The following is a 19,637-nucleotide window of genomic DNA, read 5'->3' as shown; positions in this document are numbered from 1 at the left end:
TGCCGGTGTGAATAACGACAATGTAATTATCATTTGATACCAGAGGGTGTGCTACATGACCATGAAGAAAACGATTATTGCCAGCAGCATTATCGCCAGCATTTTTGCAGCGCCTGCAGCTTTCGCCTTTAAAGAGTATCCGGCTGGCGAGCCTATCAAGATTAATGATATGGAAATTGCTGCGGTTTACTTGCAGCCAATCGATATGGAACCGCGTGGTATGGGGTTGCCAGCCGCGAAAGCTGACATTCATCTGGAGGCAGATATCCATGCCACCGAAGGCAATAAAAATGGGTTTGGTGCGGGTGAATGGATGCCGTACCTGACTATCGCTTATACCTTGGTGAACACGGACACTGGCGCAAAACAAGAAGGCACATTCATGCCGATGGTTGCCAGCGACGGTCCACACTACGGTGCCAACATTAAAATGATGGGTGTAGGTAACTATAAAGTCACTTACCACATCAGTGAGCCATCTAAAGCTGGGTTACATCGCCATACTGATAGCGAAACCGGTGTTGGCCGCTGGTGGAAACCGTTTGATGTGAGTTATGACTTTAAATATACCGGTTTGAATTGATAGTAATGACCGCGATGGCTTAAACAGTTATCGCGGTTTTTTCTTAATGCTAGACGGTCAGAGCGTTTTTATTAGAGCATTGTTATCAGCGCGATGTAAAAGCTGGTCAGTGATAACTGGCAGGTGTTGTGATTTTCTTGCCCAAGGTGTGTGCTAATGAGTTATTTTTTTGTTTCCGTGCTACAAGCCTTTTTACCGGTAGCGTTGTTATTGGGGTTAAGTTGGGCATTCAGGCCAGCCCCTGCATTGAACCGGGTGGTATGGATAACGGTACTCATGGCTATCGTGGGTATTTGGGCCGGTACTCATTACCCAAAATCGCAGCAATTGCAGCTAGTTCTGGCGGGAGGGCAACTTCTCGCACTGCTGTTATTCTTGTTAAGTCAATTTACGCTCCGCCAGTCGTTAGGTTATGCCTGGCAAGCCCTGTTGGTATTGGGGGCGGCCTTCAATTGGGGCAATAACCCGAATCTCGGTGCCTTTACCAATACCCATGTCATCAACACCGATTTACTGCTCAATCTGGCGGCTATTGTCGTGGCATTCGGCTGGGTTATTTTCAGTGCCGTATTATTGCTGATGATGGTCAGGCAGTTGCCTCGTTGCCGTTGGCCGTTATTGATACTGATCACGGTATTACTGATTTTGCCACTTAGTGGCAATGGCATTCTGTTATTAATGAAGTTACAGGTTGTGCCACTGACTAAATCACTACTCAGCTATGTCGCTTTAGTTACCAATGGGCATGCCTGGCTGAGTTACATTTGTGCGCTGCTTCTGGCCTTTACGACCTTTTGTTACTTGATACCGTTACGTAATTTCCGCCGGGTTGTCGGTGAAAATTCAGACCCGATTGCTCACCGTAAAGCCTTAGCTGATTACCGTAATGTACGCAGAATCTTTGTTTTTTCCTTGCTGGCATGGGTTATGGTCGCCGGCGCTCAACTGTACTGGGACAACGTCGCCTCTCAACCACCGCAGTTGTCTGAGGCCTTGCCTGTGACACTCTCGGCTGATGGTTTAGTCCGTATACCAGTCGAGCAGGTACGCGATGGTAAGTTGCATCGTTTTGTCTGGGTCGCCGAGGATGGCAAAGCAGTGCGTTTCTTTATTATTAACCGTTATCCCGATCGTCTGCGCCTGAGTGTGGTCTTCGATGCCTGCTTGTTGTGTGGTGATCAAGGGTATGTCATGGAAGGCAACCAGGTTATTTGCGTTGCCTGCGCAGTGCATATTTTCATTCCGTCGATCGGTAAAGCAGGGGGCTGTAACCCGATACCGTTGGAGGGTTGGAAAAGTGATGATAAAGAGTTAGTGATTCCCAAAGCCTCTTTAGAGGCGGGAGTCAATTACTTCACCACGGTAGTGACGCTTGATGTAATTGATCCGGTTGATAAGACTCGCCTCACCAATCAAAAGGCAGAATTTAAGTACAGCTATGGCGATAAAACCTACTTCTTCTCCTCTGAGGCGAATTACAACCGTTTCCGCGAACACCCGGAGCTGTTTGTGACACCCGTTGCCAGTAGTGAAGGCAGTGACACGCAGGAGAATCCATAATTATGTTATGGCGCATGCTCAAGCAGTCTTGGTTCAGGAATGTCCGGCGTAAATCCCTGGCGGTATTTACGGTCTTCCTCGCTGCCGGACTCATCTCGTCATTGTTGGCGGTGTCGATAGATATTGGCGATAAAATGTCGCGTGAGTTGAAGTCTTATGGTGCCAATATTTTGATTGAGCCTGCTGGACAGGTGGCACTACCTTCACTGTTCGGTGAGCAGAGTAACCCACTTAGCGGGCAGGATTTCCTTGATCAAGCTGAGTTACCCAATATCAAAGATATTTTTTGGCGTAACAATATTGTCGGTTTTGCGCCACTACTGAGCGGTGAAACTGATGTTAAAGGCCAGATTATTCCGCTGCTGGGGACCTATTTTAATCAGCCGGTTGATGTACCCGATGAAGAGGACTATCACACCGGTCAGCAAATTATCAGCCCGTATTGGCAGGTTAAGGGTAACTGGCCGCAGGAGCCAGTTAAAGCCGATGCTATAGCGGTTGAGGCGTTGTTAGGTAAACAACTGGCACAGCAAACTGGCTGGAAAGTCGGTGATGAGTTGCACCTCAACGGTGCCTCTGGCCCACTAACGGTGAAGATAAGTGGGGTGCTGAGTAGTGGTGGTGAAGAAGAGAGCCGCCTGGTGTTACCCCTAAGCGCAGTACAATCACTACTCGGTCTACCAAGGAAAATCCAAGCGGTGCGGGTTTCAGCATTGACTGTGCCGGAAAATGAGTTGTCGCGTAAAGCGCGCGAAAACCTTGAAGCCCTCAATGCCGAAGAATATGACCTGTGGTATTGCACCGCCTACGTTTCTTCAATTGCGCACCAACTAGAGGAGGCGATTTCCGGCTCAGTAGTGCGGCCTATCTGGCAGGTTGCTGCATCTGAAGGCGTGGTGATTGAAAAAATACAACTCCTGTTGGCGGTGGTTACGCTGGCTGCGTTGATAGCTGCGGCAATGGGAATAGCATCGCTGATGACCAGCACGATTATGGAACGTGCTAAAGAGATTGGTTTGATGAAAGCATTGGGGGCGCGTCAGTGGCAAATTTTGATGCTGTTTTATCTTGAAGCAGCAATCAGTGGCTTGATTGGTGGTTTAGCGGGCTGTTTGGCTGGCTGGGGCTTGGCAAAAACTATTGGCCTGATGTTGTTCGGCGCTCCGCTCAGTTTTGCCTGGATGGTGGTGCCTTGTGTGCTGGTGATATCCGTGTTGATTGCCATCATAGGTACCTGGTTCCCTGCCCGGCGTATTGCCAGTCTCTATCCAGTGGAGGTGCTTTATGGCCGCTAATCATCGCGCAATACAGCATAAAGGCAGTAATAGTATGTTCTGGCGATTGGTATTACGTGCACTGCGCCTGCGGATGCAACGGGTCAGTGTGGTATTTGCCGCACTCACTGTTGGCGCGGCAATTGTCACCGCGATGTCGGCAGTTTATTTCGATATTAATGCCAAGATGAGCCAGGAGTTAAGAACCTTTGGTGCCAATTTCTATATCGGCCCAGGGCATGGTAACTCTTTTGAACAACAGCGATTTCAACCGATTATAGATGCGGCCCCAAAAGGGCTTATCAATGCCTCCAGCCCCTATATTTATGGTATGGCCCGTACCGAATTAGAAAAAGTGGTGCTGATGGGGGTGTGGTTTGAATCTCTACAACAGCTCGTTCCCTACTGGCAAGTAACCGGCAACTGGATCGGCGTCAGTTTTGATGATCGCAATGCCATGATTGGTGTCAAACTTGCCGAACGCTTGCACGTCAAAGTAGGCGATAGCATTACATTAGTGAATGGAGCGACTCGCCAGCGTCTACAGGTCAAAGGTATTGTTGAAGCGGGTGACGCCACGGATAACATGTTAATCGTCAATCTTGAACTGGCGCAAAAATGGCTCAATCAACCGGGGCATATCAGCAATGCGCTTCTTAGCGTCAGTAATGATGTTGGGCAGGTTGAAACATTCGCCAGCCATCTGCGTGAACAATATCCTGATCTTGAAATTCGGCCAATCCGTAAGGTCTCCGCTTCTGAAGGTCAGGTGCTTGATAAAATAAAAGGGCTGATGGGGCTGGTCTCCGTAGTGATCCTTATTTTGTCATCCCTGTGCGTTAACACCACCTTAATGGCGATAGTGGGTGAGCGTTCGAAAGAGTTCGCCCTGCAAAAAGCATTGGGTGCCAGTGATGCCGATATTATTCGTCAGATGCTGACTGAAACGCTGATTATATCACTGGCTGCCGCAGTCTGCGGTGCTCTGCTTGGCTATGTATTGGCGCAAGTATTGGGTCAGACGGTGTTCAGTGCGGCAATCGCTTTGCGGGCACCAGTACTGCCATTGACCCTGGTATTGTCATTGTTAGTCGCCGCCGTGGCGGCAATTGTTCCCACCCGCCGGGCTATTCATATTGAACCCGCTAAAGTCCTGAAAGGAGAGTAGCAAATGACATCGCCACTAACACGGGTGAAACCTGAACACCCCACGGATGCCGTCATTGAAACCCGACATTTATATAAGCGTTTTGGGCAAGTTACAGCGCTGGAAGACATTAATATCCGCATTAATCGTGGTGAGTTTGTGGCGATTATGGGGGCATCGGGTTCAGGTAAAACAACATTAATGAATATCCTGACCTGTCTGGATACCGTTAGCGAAGGGCAGGTGTTACTTGATGGTATTGATGCCGCAGGCTTAGACGAAGAAGGCCGCAGACAGTTTCGGGCTGACAAGATAGGGCTGGTTTTTCAACAGTTTCACCTGATCCCTTACCTGACCGCGTTAGAGAACATTATGTTAGCGCAGCATTATCACAGTGTGGTTGATGAAGACGCGGCGCGGCAGGTTTTGGAACAAGTCGGGATGACACCGCGTATGGGGCATTTACCTAGCCAACTCTCTGGTGGTGAGCAACAGCGGGTATGTATTGCGCGTGCACTTGTTAATCAGCCTCCTATCATTTTTGCGGATGAACCGACCGGCAACCTTGATGAAGAGAATGAACAGCGGGTGCTGGATCTGCTAAATCATATTCATCGTCAGGGTAGAACCATTGTCATGGTCACCCACAATCCAGATTTAGGGTGTGTTGCTGATCGGGTAATCCGGCTCCAGCACGGCAAATATCTTAATGAAGAGAGCCGTCATCATGTGGCGTAATCGGTTAAAAATTATCGGTGTGTGTGGTGTGTTATTGCTACTTAGCGCATGTAAACAAGAAGAGTTAGTGGTGGGGGAAGTTGCCCCTCAATTGGCGGCTTATGACCTGCAAGGCAAGCCGGTAGCACTTGATCAATGGAAAGGTAAGCAGGTGTACCTCAACTTCTGGTCAGCTAGCTGTGGCGGTTGCCTGGCTGAAATGGCGGCGCTGGATAAACTGAGTCAGGAGTATCGGAATGATATCGTGGTTGTGGCGATTAACACCGATCCTGAGCAGGTGGATATCAATCCTGTGCTGGCTCAGAGGAATATTAGCTATCCGGTCATTCGTGATCAATTAGGTATCACACAAGAACGTTACCAGGTTATTGGCACCCCCACTTCTTTCCTGATTGACCGCAGTGGTAAAGTGACGCAACTGCATCAGGGCGCACGTAATGAGCAGGCGCTGGTTACGTTGTTCCAACAATGGTCGGCGGGTGCATAATGAAGGTAGTGCTGTTGTTAACCGCCGGTGTCCTGCTGCTCAGTGTCACGGTTCAGGCAGCCACTGACGGTGAACATATTTATAAACAAACTTGTTCAAGTTGCCATGGGCGCTCGGCTGATCGCAAAGGCTTGGATAAAGCGCCGCCACTGATATCGTTATCGCGTGATGAGATTGTTGATGGTCTCACTGCTCGCCGCGATGGCAAGATTGTTGGCCGAGGCAATAAGGCCAAAGCACATCTGACGGATGACGATATTCAAAAACTGGCCAGCCATATCGAAAGTTTAAAAACGATTAAACGCACGATGCCTTGATGTAATATTATCTTTTATTTCAATTTGTTGACTGATTTAAACAAACCAAAGTCCGTGCCGAATTTGTTTGTTCCGACGACTTCATTTGATAATGTTAATGCTGTACTATATGTTGCATATTAAATGCATCTTTAAGTTATCTGAGGAGTATCAGTATGGAAAATACATCAGCGCTGCTGTGTTATAAAGAGTTACCTGTCTGGAACAGCGCCGCTGTACCGGCGATGTTTCGGGAAAAACACAATACCAAGGCAGGTACTTGGGCCAAACTGACCATCCTAAGTGGGGAGATGGATTTTCTGATCCTCGATGAAGCAGGGAACACTCTGGCAAGGCATAGCTTCTCTTGTGAGCAGCAACCGCCGTTTATTGACCCTCAAGTCTGGCACCGTATTGCCTCCTGTTCAGATGATCTGCAATGCCAGCTCAGTTTCTATTGCACGGCGGAAGATTTTTATCATAAAAAATACGATTTAACCGCGACGCACTCTGAAGTTATTGAAGCGGTGAGAACGGTTAAACCGGGCAAAGCATTGGATTTAGGCTGTGGTTCCGGTCGGAACTCGTTGTATCTGAATTTGTTGGGTTTTGATGTCACGGCGGTAGACAAAAATAGCTACAGTATCAGTAACTTGCAGCAAATTATTGCACAGGAAGAACTGCAAAATATTACCGCCAGCACTTACAATATTAATGATGCCAGTGTAGATAACCGCTATGATTTTATTCTGTCGACCGTGGTCCTGATGTTCCTGCAACCGGAAAGAATTCCCTCTATTATTAATAATATGCAAGAGTGCACCTTGCCCGGCGGTTATAATTTGATTATCTCTGCCATGTCTACCGATGACTTCCCTTGTACTGTGCCGTTCTCCTTTACATTAAAGTCAGGTGAGTTAAGTCATTACTATAAAGATTGGGATATTATCAAGTACAACGAAGATGTTGGGCAATTACATAAGACTGACGCCCAAGGCAACCGGATAAAATTGCGCTTTGCGACATTACTGGCGAAAAAGCGATAATTGTACCGCAGGTACCCAACCAGCCACTTAGTGGGGGTTAATACAGCAGATTAAATCGCTGGTAGTTTAACCGCAGCGGGGGGTAAGTTGGGTTCATCATGTAAACAATTGACAATATAATCAATAAACACGCGGAGTTTGGGGGGTAAATAGCGGGTTGGTGGGTAGAGTAACCACAAGCCGCCGCTATACGAACTGGTAAAGCGCCACCCCGGTAATACCTGCACTATCAACCCCTGTTGCAATGCTGTTCTGGCCGTAAAATAAGGCAGGCTACCAATACCTATATGCTGTAAGACGGCATCTAGTCTGACACCGGTATGGTTAGCTGCGTAGCGGCCCCGTACTGCGACAGTCGCCGCTTTGCTACCTTGGCGGAATTTCCAGCGGGCATCCCCCGGTGTTTCTCCGAGATAAATACAACTATGGTGTGCCAAATCATGAGGATGTAGGGGAACTCCATGAATAGAGAGATACTCGGGTGTGGCACACAGCAAGTGTTCGATAGTCATCAATTGGCGGCCAATCATTCCCGGTGGGGGTTGGTCAGTAATGCGAATTGACAGATCTACATTTTCTTCAATTAAATCAACGTAGCGATCATCTAAGATCAGTTGTACATCTATTTTACTGTGGCGGCGCAAGAATTCAGGTATATGCGGGTGAACGACAAAGCGGCCAACAGCTTTTGGCACACTGATACGGATGAGTCCTTCCGGTTCCTGATTGTACTGACCACTCACCTCCATCACTGAATTGGCTGCGTTAAGCATCATATGACAGCGTTTAAAAACTTCCTCGCCGCTTTCGCTCAAACGCAACTTACGTGTAGTTCGGTGTAATAAGCGCGTTGCCAGTGCTTTTTCGAGCCGGCTGACGCTGCGACTGATTGCTGAGGGTGAAACACCTAGCTGGCGTGCGACAACAGAGAAACTGCCGGTTTCTACCACTTTAACGAAAACAGCCATCTCACTTAGCAGAGTCAGAGATTGATTTGTGCTCACAACGCAACAGTCCTTTGAGTTCATGATGGATTATCACGACAGACTGACATCAATATAATCATAATGGAAATGATAAAAGGACAATGACTATGACAATTCGCCTATTTTTTGACAACGATACACTGGCTGCGGATGTAAATGTCCTGAGCTGCACGCCTGACGGTGAACAATTCGCCCTAATATTGCAGGAAACTATTTTCCATCCGCAAGGTGGTGGGCAACCTTCCGATATCGGTTCAATTGGCGGTAGTCCGGTATTACATGTGGTTCAGCAACAAAATCAAGTGGTTCACTATGTGGCCCTGCCTGTTGCCTTGGGTAAACAGCCTGCGCATGTCGACCGTGAACGGCGCATCTTGAATACACGCATGCATTCCGCTGGACATGTGATTGGTAATATTGGCGAAAGCTATGGTTGGTTGCCAATAAAAGCCCATCATTGGCCAGGGGAGGGGCGAGTCTCATTTAAGCGGGCCGAGAAGCAACATCCTATTGATATCAATATTATTCAGACAGCCTTAGAGCAATTTATTGACCAGGATTTACCAAGACAGACGCGGATACAGGGTAATTTCCGCGAAATTGGATTTGGCAAATTACCGGCGTATGCCTGTGGCGGTACCCATGTTTGTTCTCTGCGTGAGTTGGGCCATGTTGTTATACAGTCTATTTCGGAGAAAAAAGGGGTAATGTCGGTGAATTACACTATTGATTAGTCGGCGATAAATTGTATTGGTTCCGTACCTGCACCTTCAATGACTTTAGGTATATTATTCAACACACAAATAAAGTAAATCTTGAAGGACAACGTGGTGAATAAAGAAAAGATTGCACATCTTGATGCGGTAAGTCGCAAAGCCCGCACGGTCATGGAGCGAGAAGGGCTCGACGCTCTGGTGGTTACAGTATGTGATAATTTCTATTATCTCACTGGGTTCGCCAGTTTCTTTATGTATACCTTCCGGCACACCGGTGCGGCGGTTGCGATTATGTTCCGTGATGCGGCAATTCCTTCGCAAATCATCATGAATGAATTTGAAGCAGCCAGCACCCACTTTGATATGCCTAATATGGTGCTAAAAACCTTTCCGGTGTGGGTCGATGTCGACTCTCCACGTAATCCGCTTAATCACCAGAAAAAGCGTGAGCGGCCGATAGGCCCGCCAGTTGAAGCTGTTTTTAGTTTAGTGAAAGCCGCTCTTGATGATGCTGGAGTGCTGGGTAAGACCATTGCCATTGAATTACATGCCATGTCTAACGGGGGAAAAGCTGTTCTGGACAAAGTAGCGCCAGGGCTGAAATTGGTTGATTCGACTCCGTTGTTTAATGAAATAAGGATGATTAAAAGCCAGTGGGAGATTAAACACCTGCGCAAAAGTGCTGAGATCACCGAGTTTGGTATTGCCAGTGCGGTGAAAGAAATTCGCGTCGGTTGTACTGCAGCACAACTGACAGCGGCATTCAAAGCCGCAGTGATGACGTTCCCAGAAACAAACTTCTCCCGTTTCAATCTTATTTCTGTTGGCGATAACTTCTCGCCAAAAATGCAGGCGGATGACACCCCAGCCAAGCTGGGAGACTTAATTAAGTTTGACTGCGGTGTGGATGTTGCAGGCTATGGAGCCGATCTGGCCCGAACTTTTGTTCTGGGAGAGCCGGACCCACTAGCAAAGCAAATATATGACACCATTAGAATTGGTCATGAACATATGCTCTCGAGGGTAGCTCCGGGGGTTAAATTAAAAGATGTTTTCGACTCGACGATGGATGTCATCAAGAAATCTGGCCTACCACATTATAATCGCGGTCATCTTGGGCATGGTGACGGTGTATTTTTGGGGTTAGAAGAAGCCCCTTTTATTAGCACATCAGCAACTGAAACCTTCCAGCCTGGGATGGTGTTAAGCCTTGAAACCCCCTATTACGGTATTGGGATCGGTTCGATCATGTTGGAGGATATGATTCTGATTACTGACAACGGTTATGAATTTTTAAGTAAACTCGATCGTGGCTTGCAGCGTTGTGATTGATTTGTGCTGAACACTGCGCTTTATATGAATTAAATTCATCTTTGAAAATAGACTCTTGCCATTTTAACAGAGTCTATTTTTATTTCGTCAAAGACATGGATACCAAATAGTTAAATGCTACTGGAAATTAACTATATGAAATGATGAGTTAAAATATAAAGGTATGTTACGGTTTGATTGTCAGGATCCTATCCGTGATACTCGGTTTTCTGACAGTTTGATTCTTAATGATAACGTCTGTAATAATCCATTATTGCTAATAATAGCAGACTTGTATTTTTATTATAATATAAAGAATATGTTAGATATTTAAAATCTAACCTGGCTAAAACAGGCCAAACCAGCCTAAAAATCAAATCGTGCTGCGCTTTGCAGAACACTGTATCGCAGGATTGACTTAGTAAAAAAATTTAATCTCTAAATCTTATCTTTTTGCAGAATTTTAACCTAGGATTATTCTTGATTTCATCAAGATTAACCGCTATAACACATTTATACCTCCATTAATCGCTGGAATAACAATATCCTATAATAATTCGACAACAGTATTTTCTTTCAACTATCCTATGTAACATGCTGTAATACATTTTAAGGACTTCATTTCATCATAATCGATAATGAAAAATGGACGTTCGGGAAGTAACTTTCCTTAATTATCAAACAAGTTGCTGGCTTAAGGGTTATATAATGTATAACGCATTTACGACACTACTGCGCCCGTTGCACCGGCACAGAATAACTTTATTAGCGCTATTAATTTCCGGCCTTTCAGTTAATCCAGTTTTGGCGGATACACAGTATGATTCGTTAATCATCCAAGCCAGATCAGGAGATACCGCGCCGGTCCTTGACTACTTACAAAAAGAATCCAAATCTGGCCCTCTCAATAGTGGGCAGGTCGACGACTGGTTACAAATAGCCGGTTGGGCAGGGCGCGATCAAGAGGTTATTGAAGTTTACGAAAGATACCACTCGTCAATGAATCTTTCTTCGCGCGGCTTAGCGTCTGCGGCACGTGCATATCGCAATGAAAAACGTTGGGATCAGGCGTTGGCATTGTGGCAAAGCAGTTTAAAGAAAGACCCAACCAACCCAGACCTTATCACTGGCATGATAATGACTCAGGCGGATTCTGGGCGTGGTGGTGAAGCTTTACAGCAGGCAAAAGACTTGGCTGCGCGTGACCCTTCCGCAAAAAACTATATGACCCTTTCTTATCTTAATCGAGCAACCAACCGCAATTACGATGCTTTGCAGGCCTCCAGCGAGGCGGTGCGACTGGCACCTGAATCTGAGGAAGTATTAAAGAATCACCTTGAGATTCTGCAAAGAAACCGTATTGCCGATCCTGCGTTGCAACTTGCTAAAGAGAATCCAAAATTAGTGACCGCAGAGCAATATCGACAACTTGAGCGAGATGCTGCTGCAGAACAAGTCCGTATGGCGGTGTTACCAACGCGCAGTGAAACGGAGCGATTCTACATCGCTGATCAAGCGTTGGCTGATTACCAGGATTTGTTAACCCGCTGGAGCAAAGATCCTGAAGCACAGGCCGACTATCAACGTGCGCGCATCGATAGATTAGGCGCATTATTGGTTCGCCGTAATACCGAACAACTTATTAAAGAATATGAAGGCATGGAAGCCGAAGGCTACAAAATGCCGGATTATGCGCGTCGCTGGGCGGCATCTGCTTATATCGATCGCCGGATGCCAGAAAAAGCAGCACCGATCCTGACCAGTTTGTATTACGCCGATGGCAAAACATTCCGCAACAGCGATGATTTGCTTGATGCGGATGATCTCTATTACGCGTTGAATGAAAGTGAGCAATTGGACAAGGCGCATCAATTCGCTAAAAACTACAGCGAACAAACGCCGTATCAGGTGGGGGTTTATGGTCTGCCGGGTAAAGAGCCAAATGATGATTGGATGGAAGGGCAGACCTTGCTGGTTCAATCCCTGGTGGCACTCAATGATCTGCCTGCGGCACAGAAAAAATTGGAAACGCTATCTAGTACCGCGCCTGCTAACCAGAATTTACGTATTGCATTAGCCAGTGTTTATTTGGCAAGAGATTTACCACGCAAATCTGAACAAGAGTTGAAAGCAATAGAGTCATTGGCCCCGCGCAGTCTTATTCTGGAACGCGCACAAGCTGAAACTGCGATGGACTTGCAGGAATGGCATCAGATGGAGTTACTCACTGATGATGTGATTACCCGTTCTCCTGAAGATGTCCCCTCTCAGGAACTCGATCGCCAGCGCAAAGTGCATAACATGTATGAATTGCGTGTGACCGGTAATCGAACTATTTCTTCTAATAGCCCAATTAGTGGCAACAAGGACTTTGGCGTTGAAACGTTGCTGTATAGCCCTCCGATAGCCGAAAACTGGCGAGTATTCGGTGGTGGTAGCTACGACAATGCGCAATTTGAAGAAGGAAAAGGCATTAATCGTGCTATGCGGTTAGGGGGCGAGTGGACTTCCCGTGACCATTGGGTTGAGGCCGAAGTGAATAATCAGAATTACGGTTTTGGTAACAAAACCGGTGCTCGGTTATCGACTTGGTACGATTTTAATGATCACTGGCGGGTGGGCGGGCAGGTTGAGAGATTGGCCAAAGATACCCCATTGCGTGCCTTGAAAAATAATATATCCGCTAACAGTGCGTCAGCTTATGTGTTTTGGAAAGCGGATGATCGGCGCGATGCTGAACTTAGCGTGACACCGTCACGTTTCTCTGACGGCAACAACCGGTGGGAATATGAGTTCAATGCACGCCAGCGTATTTGGACTGGCCCTTACCTGACGGCAGATCTTAGCTTAGGGTTAGCGTCGAGCCATAACACCAAAGAAGACGTAATTTACTATAACCCGAAAAGTGATTTCACCTACGTCCCTGCCATTACCTTAAATCACATCATGTATCGCCATTATAAAACCGTCTGGAGCCAACAAATTCAGTTCGGTGTCGGTGGTTATTGGGAGAAAAACTACGGTAATGGTCTGGTAACCACAGCAGGCTATGGGCAGCGTATTCAATGGAATGATGTCGTGGATACGGGAGTGGCAGTGACCTACGATAAGCGCCCTTATGATGGTGCTCGTGAGCACGATCTCTCGCTCGCTTTCGATTTGAATTACCGTTTCTAAGGGATCAGCGTCATGGTGAAGATACTATTTTTTATACGAATACTTGTAGTAGGAATGATAACGGTACTGGCCTCTGTCTGCTATGCAGAGAAACCGGTATTTGTTCCCCCGGCTGAGCGTGCATTGCCGCTAAGTGAACGGCCGTGGCAAAAAAATACCTTTGTGGTTATCGCTTATCACGACGTTGAAGATGACTCCGCAGACCAACGTTATCTGTCGGTAAGAAGCAGCGCATTAAGCGAGCAATTGGCTTGGCTAAAGGATAACCGCTACAACGTGGTGTCAGTTGATCAAATTCTAGCGGCCCATAATGGTGGTGCACCACTGCCGAATAAAGCCGTTTTGCTGACCTTTGATGATGGTTATAGCAGTTTCTATAACCGTGTTTACCCATTGTTAGAAGCCAATAATTTGAGCGCAGTACTGGCTCCGGTGGGGACTTGGATAGATACACCATCAGATAAAAAGGTCGATTTTGGTGGTTTGAGTACCGATCGCGATCGTTTCCTTACCTGGAAACAGATCAGTGAAATGGCTAAATCAAAACTGATTGAAATAGGCGCTCATACTTACGCTTCGCACTACGGTGTGATAGCCAATCCACAAGGCAATACCGAGCCGGCAGCAGCCAATTTGATTTATGACCCTAAAACGAAGAAATACGAAACTGAAGCAGCCTTCAAGCAGCGGATGGAAAAAGACGTAACCTTGATAACCCAGCGCCTTATTCAGGCTACAGGGAAACAGCCGAGAGTGTGGGTTTGGCCATACGGTGCAGCCAATGGAACCGTGATAAATATCTTACGCCAACACGGTTACCAAATGGCGATGACGCTGGAGCCGGGCATTGGCAACGTCAATGATCTGATGAATATACCGCGTATTCTGATCAGTAATAATCCGTCGTTGAAAGACTTTGCCCAGTTGGTTACCTCCGTGCAGGAAAAAGACATCATGCGGGTAGCGCATGTCGATTTGGATTATCTCTACGATCCAGACCCGGTACAGGAAAAGGAAAATCTCGATAAACTGGTTCAGCGGATTTCTGATCTACGTGTCACGACCGTGTTCCTGCAAGCCTTTTCTGATCCAAAAGGGGACGGCAATATCCGTCAGGTTTACTTCCCTAATCGCTGGATACCAATGCGTCAGGATCTGTTTAACCGCGTTGCCTGGCAATTGGCATCACGCCCTGATGTGGATGTTTATGCCTGGATGCCCGTGCTGGCGTTTGAGATGGACCCGTCGTTACCTCGGATTAAACGTATTGATCCGAAGACAGGTAAAACCAGCATCGACCCGGATCAATATCGTCGCCTATCGCCATTTAACCCGGAAGTCAGGCAGCGCATCATCGATATTTATCGCGATATGGCCTACAGCGCCCCAATTGACGGGATTCTCTATCATGACGATGCTGTAATGTCTGATTTTGAAGATGCATCGCCGGATGCTATCCGCGCATATGAGAAAGCCGGTTTCCCAGGCTCTGTTGCAGAAATACGTAAAGACCCGGAAACCATGGCCCGCTGGACGCGATATAAAAGTAAATATCTGGTTGATTTTACTAATGAGTTAACACGCCAGGTGCGTGATATCCGTGGCCCGCAAGTAAAATCCGCCCGTAATATATTTGCTATGCCGATCTTAGAACCGGAAAGTGAAGCATGGTTTGCGCAGAATCTTGATGATTTCCTGGCTAACTATGATTGGGTTGCCCCGATGGCAATGCCGCTAATGGAGAAGGTGCCGTTATCAGAGTCTAATGAGTGGCTATCGCAACTGGTTAATAAAGTTGCACAGCGCCCTGGAGCCCTGAATAAAACCGTATTTGAACTGCAATCGAAAGACTGGACCAAGCCTGAGGGCAGCAATGCCATCAGCGGCCCGATACTGGCGGGATGGATGCGCCAGTTGCAGTTAAATGGCGCGCAAAATTTTGGTTACTATCCGGATAACTTTATCACTGGCGAACCACCGCTAAAAGATGTCCGCCCTGTGCTATCTTCTGCCTGGTATCCTTTATATGATCGATAGAATTATTGCGTTACTCATCCTATGCCTGGTACTGAGTATACCTGCGGGTATGATCCTGCTCTTTACCGGTGATGTGTTACTGAATTTTGTTTTCTTCTATCCGCTCTTTATGTCCGGTATTTGGATAACCGGTGGTGTTTATTTTTGGCTACGCCGAGAAAGACACTGGCCATGGGGCGATGATGTGCCAGCACCGGAGCTGAAAGGCAATCCGTTAGTGTCTATTTTAATCCCTTGTTTTAACGAGGGGGAGAATGCGCGTGAAACCATCCACGCGGCGTTGGCGCAGACTTACACCAATATTGAAGTTATCGCTATTAACGATGGCTCCAGTGATGATACTGCGCAAGTGCTGGATAGCCTGTTGGCCGAGGATCCGCGTTTACGTGTTATTCATCTGGCTCATAATCAGGGTAAAGCTATTGCTCTGCGTATGGGGGCGGCAGCGGCACGTAGCGAATATCTGGTATGTATCGATGGTGATGCCTTACTGGACAGCAAAGCGGTGCCTTATTTGGTCGCGCCGCTGATTGCGAATCCACGCACGGGTGCCGTTACCGGTAACCCACGTATCCGTACGCGTTCAACGTTAGTTGGTCGGGTACAGGTTGGTGAGTTCTCTTCTATCATCGGGCTGATTAAACGGACACAACGTGTCTATGGCCAAGTTTTCACGGTATCGGGTGTCGTTGCTGCGTTCCGCCGTCGAGCATTGGCCGATGTGGGCTACTGGAGCCCGGACATGATCACGGAAGACATCGATATCAGTTGGAAATTACAAATCAGGCACTGGTCAGTATTCTTTGAGCCTCGAGGTTTGTGCTGGATTTTGATGCCGGAAACCCTACGTGGTTTATGGAAGCAGCGCTTGCGTTGGGCGCAGGGTGGGGCTGAAGTTTTCCTGAAAAATATGTTTAAGCTGTGGCGCTGGCGTAATCGCCGTATGTGGTTACTGTTCCTTGAATATTCACTGTCGATAACCTGGGCGTTTACTTACCTGTTCAGTATTATCCTGTTCCTGCTGGGATTGGTTATTACTTTGCCGCCAGGTATCCATGTTCAAACCGTCTTCCCGCCAGCCTTTACCGGGATGGTTCTGGCGTTGACCTGCCTGATGCAGTTCGCGATAAGCTTGGTTATTGAACGGCGCTATGAACCTAAACTGGGTAATTCACTGTTTTGGATTATCTGGTATCCCATGGTCTACTGGATGCTGAGTTTGTTTACCACAGTGGTTTCGTTCCCAAAAGTTATGCTCAATACCAAGCGTAAACGTGCGCGTTGGGTTAGCCCTGACCGTGGGATCGGGAGGGTTAAACCATGAGTGCTCCTCTTATTCATACTGAACAACGGCTGATACCCCGCTGGATTGATATTATTATCACGGCATTGGCTTGGATCGGTTTTATCTTTCTGTTCGTGAAGGGTTTTCTCGATATAATTGGCAGAGCGCCAAATATGGGGCCGATTCCGTTCAGAATATATATTATTAGCGGTCTTACTACCCTGGCATTGTATCTGGCAATTGCGGTATTCAACGCCGTGGTCATCATCATCTGGGCCAAATACAATCAGGTGCGTTTCCAGGTGGAACGCCGTGGGCACCGGCCACACCTGAATGACGATGAGTTGGCTAGCAGTATGGAGCTTTCAGCAGAGATGATTGCTCAGCTTAAAGCCGGCTCCTGCCTCACGTTATATAACGATGAACATGGGCAATTGCTGGAAGTCAAAGAAGGGCTACAGCTTCCCACCGTTGCACCGGTAGTCAATCTACGCCGGGGGTGATGGGCCACAACTAACACCTCTGAATACCTGATAATAAGCCATCCTGTGCTTATATCGGGTATTCAGACCCAACTGCTATTGTTTCAACTATTCCCTGCCAAAAAACGCCACTTTCTTTTGCCATTCTTGCTTTATATATTGCTATGATCTAGCAGGGATTACCGCGTGCGAAATCATTGAGTATCGTGATAATTGATATTCCTCTGTCAGTTGCGTTTAAAGGGATCATACAGTGAAGCAAAATCATTTCGGGCAAACTATTGGCACTGAATTACCGGATTGGCAATCAGCGCAACAACCTCAACGTGAAATTTTACCAGGCCATTTTTGTTATCTGGCACCAGTTGATGCAGATAAGCATGAAACATCGTTATACCAGGCATATCACATGGTGGAAGATGCACATGACTGGACTTACTTTTATTGTGAACGGCCTGAAAATGAAGCTGACTTTCATCACTATCTGCAAACACTGATCAAGGCGAAAGGGGCGCTCCACTACACGGTTATTGATGCACAAACTGGCCTTGCAATGGGGACGGTTGGTTTGCAGCGGATTGATGAGGTTAATGGTGTTATTGAGATAGGTTCAGTGAATTGGTCGCCGCGTTTAAAACGTAACTCGGCGGGGACGGAAGCAATATATTTACTATTACACTATGTCTTCGATAAATTAGGCTATCGGCGCTGTGAGTGGAAATGTGATTCATTGAATGAACCTTCAAATGCTGCTGCGGCTCGATTTGGTTTTCAATATGAAGGCCAATTTCGGCAGGCCATTGTGATTAAAGGGCGCAACAGAGATACCAATTGGTACTCCATAACTGACCGTGAATGGCCATTAATTAAGCAGTCATTTAATGACTGGCTAGCGATGGAAAACTTTGATAGTCAGGGTAAGCAAATAGCGCGTTTACAGGATTTAAGAATCAGCCGCTAGCAGGGTTCAGTAAATTACATTTTAGTTTATTTAGTTGTATTAACTATATTTTTTTATTTTCGTCTTTACTTATAACTCAAATAAAAAGGGTAAAGACGAATTTATGCAGATTGTTTAATGTGGCTGGTAAAACAGGGCTTAATAGTATAGCGCGATGTAAAAAATAATTAGAGGAAAAAATGAATAAATAAAAAAATTATATTTTTTTACATTTTGGGATCGCGAAACTTAAGAGTGTCATTATACTGTAATCATCTGGCGGTATTTTTCACACGGTGCATAGCTTAGGCTGTTGTTTATCACTGCGGGGATCGCTAATGGTAGAGTCCATGATTGGGCTGTTAAGACAAGACCACTGTTTTACTCCAGCAACTCGTTGTTACGAGTGCTCCACCTCCGACTCTCATTTTCCCGCAGTACTGTCATTATCTATTCCTACTATATTTTTGTTCCCAGCGTTATTGTTTCAAGTATTCATGTCACGTAACACTCCCCCTTGCGATACTGTTCTCACCTCTGTCCTATTTTTACCCAAGTCATTCTGGGGCTTAGGTGCTGAGGCTACTCGCATTTTTAATTGGCTATTATTGGCTGCGAAGGAAGCCAAAACCTCATCCGTATGTGAAACATATACCCAAAATAATTCGAGTTGCAGGGAGTCAACACACATGCAGCTTGAAGTATGGCGGATATAATCGCGCAGGCAAGCGCTGCTGCGGTTGGTGAAACAAACTGTAAGGTGCCACTATGGGAAGACAGAAAGCAGTGATCAAAGCTCGTCGTGAAGCGAAACGCGTAATTAGACGTGATTCACGTAGTCATCGTCAGCGTGAGGAAGAAAACGTGACATCGTTAGTGCAAATGGGCGGTGTTGAATCAATAGGTATGGCACGGGATAGCCGTGATACCTCCGTTATTCAGGCGCGTACGGAAGCTCAAGGTCATTACTTATCAGCCATAGACAATAAACTGCTCATCTTCGCGACCGGCGAAGCTGGGTGTGGTAAAACCTTTATCAGCGCGGCTAAGGCCGCAGAAGCACTGATTCACAAAGAAGTTGATCGGATAATTGTAACGCGACCGGTATTACAGGCAGATGAGGATCTGGGGTTCTTGCCTGGTGATATCTCTGAGAAATTCGCGCCTTATTTCCGCCCGGTGTATGACATTCTGCTGCGCCGACTCGGCTCATCTTTCATGCAATATTGTCTGCGCCCGGAAATCGGCAAAGTGGAAATTGCGCCTTTCGCCTATATGCGCGGGCGTACCTTTGAGAATGCGGTAGTGATCCTCGATGAGGCACAAAATGTAACCGCCAGCCAAATGAAGATGTTTCTGACCCGTCTCGGTGAAAATGTTACGGTCATTGTCAATGGCGATATCACCCAATGCGACCTTCCGCGTGGTGTGAAATCAGGTCTCAGCGATGCGCTGGAGCGTTTTGCTGAGGATGAAATGATTGGTATCATCCGCTTTGATAAACAGGATTGTGTTCGCTCTGCACTCTGCCAACACACCCTAAATGCCTATTCATAACTCAGTGTTATGAAT

Annotated in this window: 17 protein-coding genes; 16 read left to right on the top strand and 1 reads right to left on the bottom strand. The window is 46.8% G+C overall.

Annotation, left to right across the window (positions count from 1 at the left end; genetic code table 11):
- Positions 1 to 55 precede the first annotated feature (55 nt).
- From A6J67_RS16085 to tehB, 8 genes are all read left to right on the top strand, one after another.
- The gene (locus tag A6J67_RS16085; RefSeq protein WP_004390794.1) at positions 56 to 583 is read left to right on the top strand and encodes an iron transporter; all 528 of its coding nucleotides are present in this window, start codon (positions 56 to 58) and stop codon (positions 581 to 583) included.
- Between the two features lie 156 nt (positions 584 to 739).
- Positions 740 to 2,143, top strand: coding sequence for a Fe-S-containing protein (locus A6J67_RS16080; protein WP_042569657.1), 1,404 nt, complete (start codon positions 740 to 742; stop codon positions 2,141 to 2,143).
- A 2-nt stretch (positions 2,144 to 2,145) separates the two neighbouring features.
- Positions 2,146 to 3,438, top strand: coding sequence for an ABC transporter permease (locus A6J67_RS16075; RefSeq protein WP_050287919.1), 1,293 nt, complete (start codon positions 2,146 to 2,148; stop codon positions 3,436 to 3,438).
- Between the two features lie 34 nt (positions 3,439 to 3,472).
- Positions 3,473 to 4,585 (top strand): ABC transporter permease, encoded by a 1,113-nt coding sequence (locus A6J67_RS16070; RefSeq protein ID WP_005185005.1) that lies wholly within the window; start codon positions 3,473 to 3,475, stop codon positions 4,583 to 4,585.
- 3 nt (positions 4,586 to 4,588) lie between these two features.
- Entirely contained in the window at positions 4,589 to 5,302 is a 714-nt protein-coding gene (locus tag A6J67_RS16065) for an ABC transporter ATP-binding protein (RefSeq protein WP_032906281.1), read from the top strand.
- Positions 5,292 to 5,789, top strand: a complete 498-nt coding sequence (locus A6J67_RS16060; RefSeq protein ID WP_050297479.1) for a TlpA family protein disulfide reductase — start codon at positions 5,292 to 5,294, stop codon at positions 5,787 to 5,789. The genes A6J67_RS16065 and A6J67_RS16060 overlap by 11 nt, the downstream gene beginning before the upstream one ends.
- On the top strand, positions 5,789 to 6,106 hold the full coding sequence (locus A6J67_RS16055; protein ID WP_032906286.1) for a c-type cytochrome: 318 nt from the start codon (positions 5,789 to 5,791) through the stop codon (positions 6,104 to 6,106). Before A6J67_RS16060 ends, A6J67_RS16055 begins: the two co-directional genes overlap by 1 nt.
- A gap of 155 nt (positions 6,107 to 6,261) precedes the next feature.
- Positions 6,262 to 7,131: an SAM-dependent methyltransferase TehB gene (tehB, locus tag A6J67_RS16050; protein ID WP_080608256.1), complete on the top strand. Its 870-nt coding sequence runs from the start codon at positions 6,262 to 6,264 to the stop codon at positions 7,129 to 7,131.
- Between the two features lie 50 nt (positions 7,132 to 7,181).
- Here the strand turns inward: tehB and A6J67_RS16045 are convergent, their stop codons facing one another.
- Positions 7,182 to 8,135 (bottom strand): LysR family transcriptional regulator, encoded by a 954-nt coding sequence (locus A6J67_RS16045; RefSeq protein ID WP_005185017.1) that lies wholly within the window; start codon positions 8,133 to 8,135, stop codon positions 7,182 to 7,184.
- Positions 8,136 to 8,224: 89 nt separating this feature from the next.
- Between A6J67_RS16045 and A6J67_RS16040 the strand changes: the two genes are divergently transcribed.
- From A6J67_RS16040 to phoH, 8 genes are all read left to right on the top strand, one after another.
- The gene (locus A6J67_RS16040; protein ID WP_050297477.1) at positions 8,225 to 8,851 is read left to right on the top strand and encodes a serine-tRNA(Ala) deacylase AlaX; all 627 of its coding nucleotides are present in this window, start codon (positions 8,225 to 8,227) and stop codon (positions 8,849 to 8,851) included.
- Between the two features lie 96 nt (positions 8,852 to 8,947).
- Positions 8,948 to 10,165 (top strand): M24 family metallopeptidase, encoded by a 1,218-nt coding sequence (locus A6J67_RS16035; protein WP_042569659.1) that lies wholly within the window; start codon positions 8,948 to 8,950, stop codon positions 10,163 to 10,165.
- A 687-nt stretch (positions 10,166 to 10,852) separates the two neighbouring features.
- Positions 10,853 to 13,321: a poly-beta-1,6 N-acetyl-D-glucosamine export porin PgaA gene (pgaA, locus tag A6J67_RS16030; protein WP_050287914.1), complete on the top strand. Its 2,469-nt coding sequence runs from the start codon at positions 10,853 to 10,855 to the stop codon at positions 13,319 to 13,321.
- 12 nt (positions 13,322 to 13,333) lie between these two features.
- Positions 13,334 to 15,358 (top strand): poly-beta-1,6-N-acetyl-D-glucosamine N-deacetylase PgaB, encoded by a 2,025-nt coding sequence (gene pgaB / locus A6J67_RS16025; protein ID WP_032906290.1) that lies wholly within the window; start codon positions 13,334 to 13,336, stop codon positions 15,356 to 15,358.
- Positions 15,348 to 16,682 (top strand): poly-beta-1,6-N-acetyl-D-glucosamine synthase, encoded by a 1,335-nt coding sequence (pgaC, locus tag A6J67_RS16020; protein ID WP_032906292.1) that lies wholly within the window; start codon positions 15,348 to 15,350, stop codon positions 16,680 to 16,682. Before pgaB ends, pgaC begins: the two co-directional genes overlap by 11 nt.
- The gene (pgaD, locus tag A6J67_RS16015) at positions 16,679 to 17,146 is read left to right on the top strand and encodes a poly-beta-1,6-N-acetyl-D-glucosamine biosynthesis protein PgaD (RefSeq protein WP_032906293.1); all 468 of its coding nucleotides are present in this window, start codon (positions 16,679 to 16,681) and stop codon (positions 17,144 to 17,146) included. Before pgaC ends, pgaD begins: the two co-directional genes overlap by 4 nt.
- A 232-nt stretch (positions 17,147 to 17,378) precedes the next feature.
- Entirely contained in the window at positions 17,379 to 18,086 is a 708-nt protein-coding gene (locus A6J67_RS16010; RefSeq protein ID WP_005185044.1) for a GNAT family N-acetyltransferase, read from the top strand.
- A gap of 747 nt (positions 18,087 to 18,833) precedes the next feature.
- Positions 18,834 to 19,622 carry a phosphate starvation-inducible protein PhoH gene (gene phoH, locus A6J67_RS16000; protein ID WP_032906294.1) on the top strand — a complete coding sequence of 263 codons (789 nt, stop codon included), beginning with the start codon at positions 18,834 to 18,836 and terminating at the stop codon, positions 19,620 to 19,622.
- Positions 19,623 to 19,637 lie beyond the last annotated feature (15 nt).

The sequence above is a fragment of the Yersinia sp. FDAARGOS_228 genome (assembly GCF_002073315.2).
Lineage (GTDB): Bacteria > Pseudomonadota > Gammaproteobacteria > Enterobacterales > Enterobacteriaceae > Yersinia > Yersinia intermedia.
The sequence above is the reverse complement of the archived record's forward strand: the minus strand, read 5'-3'. Positions and strand labels throughout refer to the sequence as shown.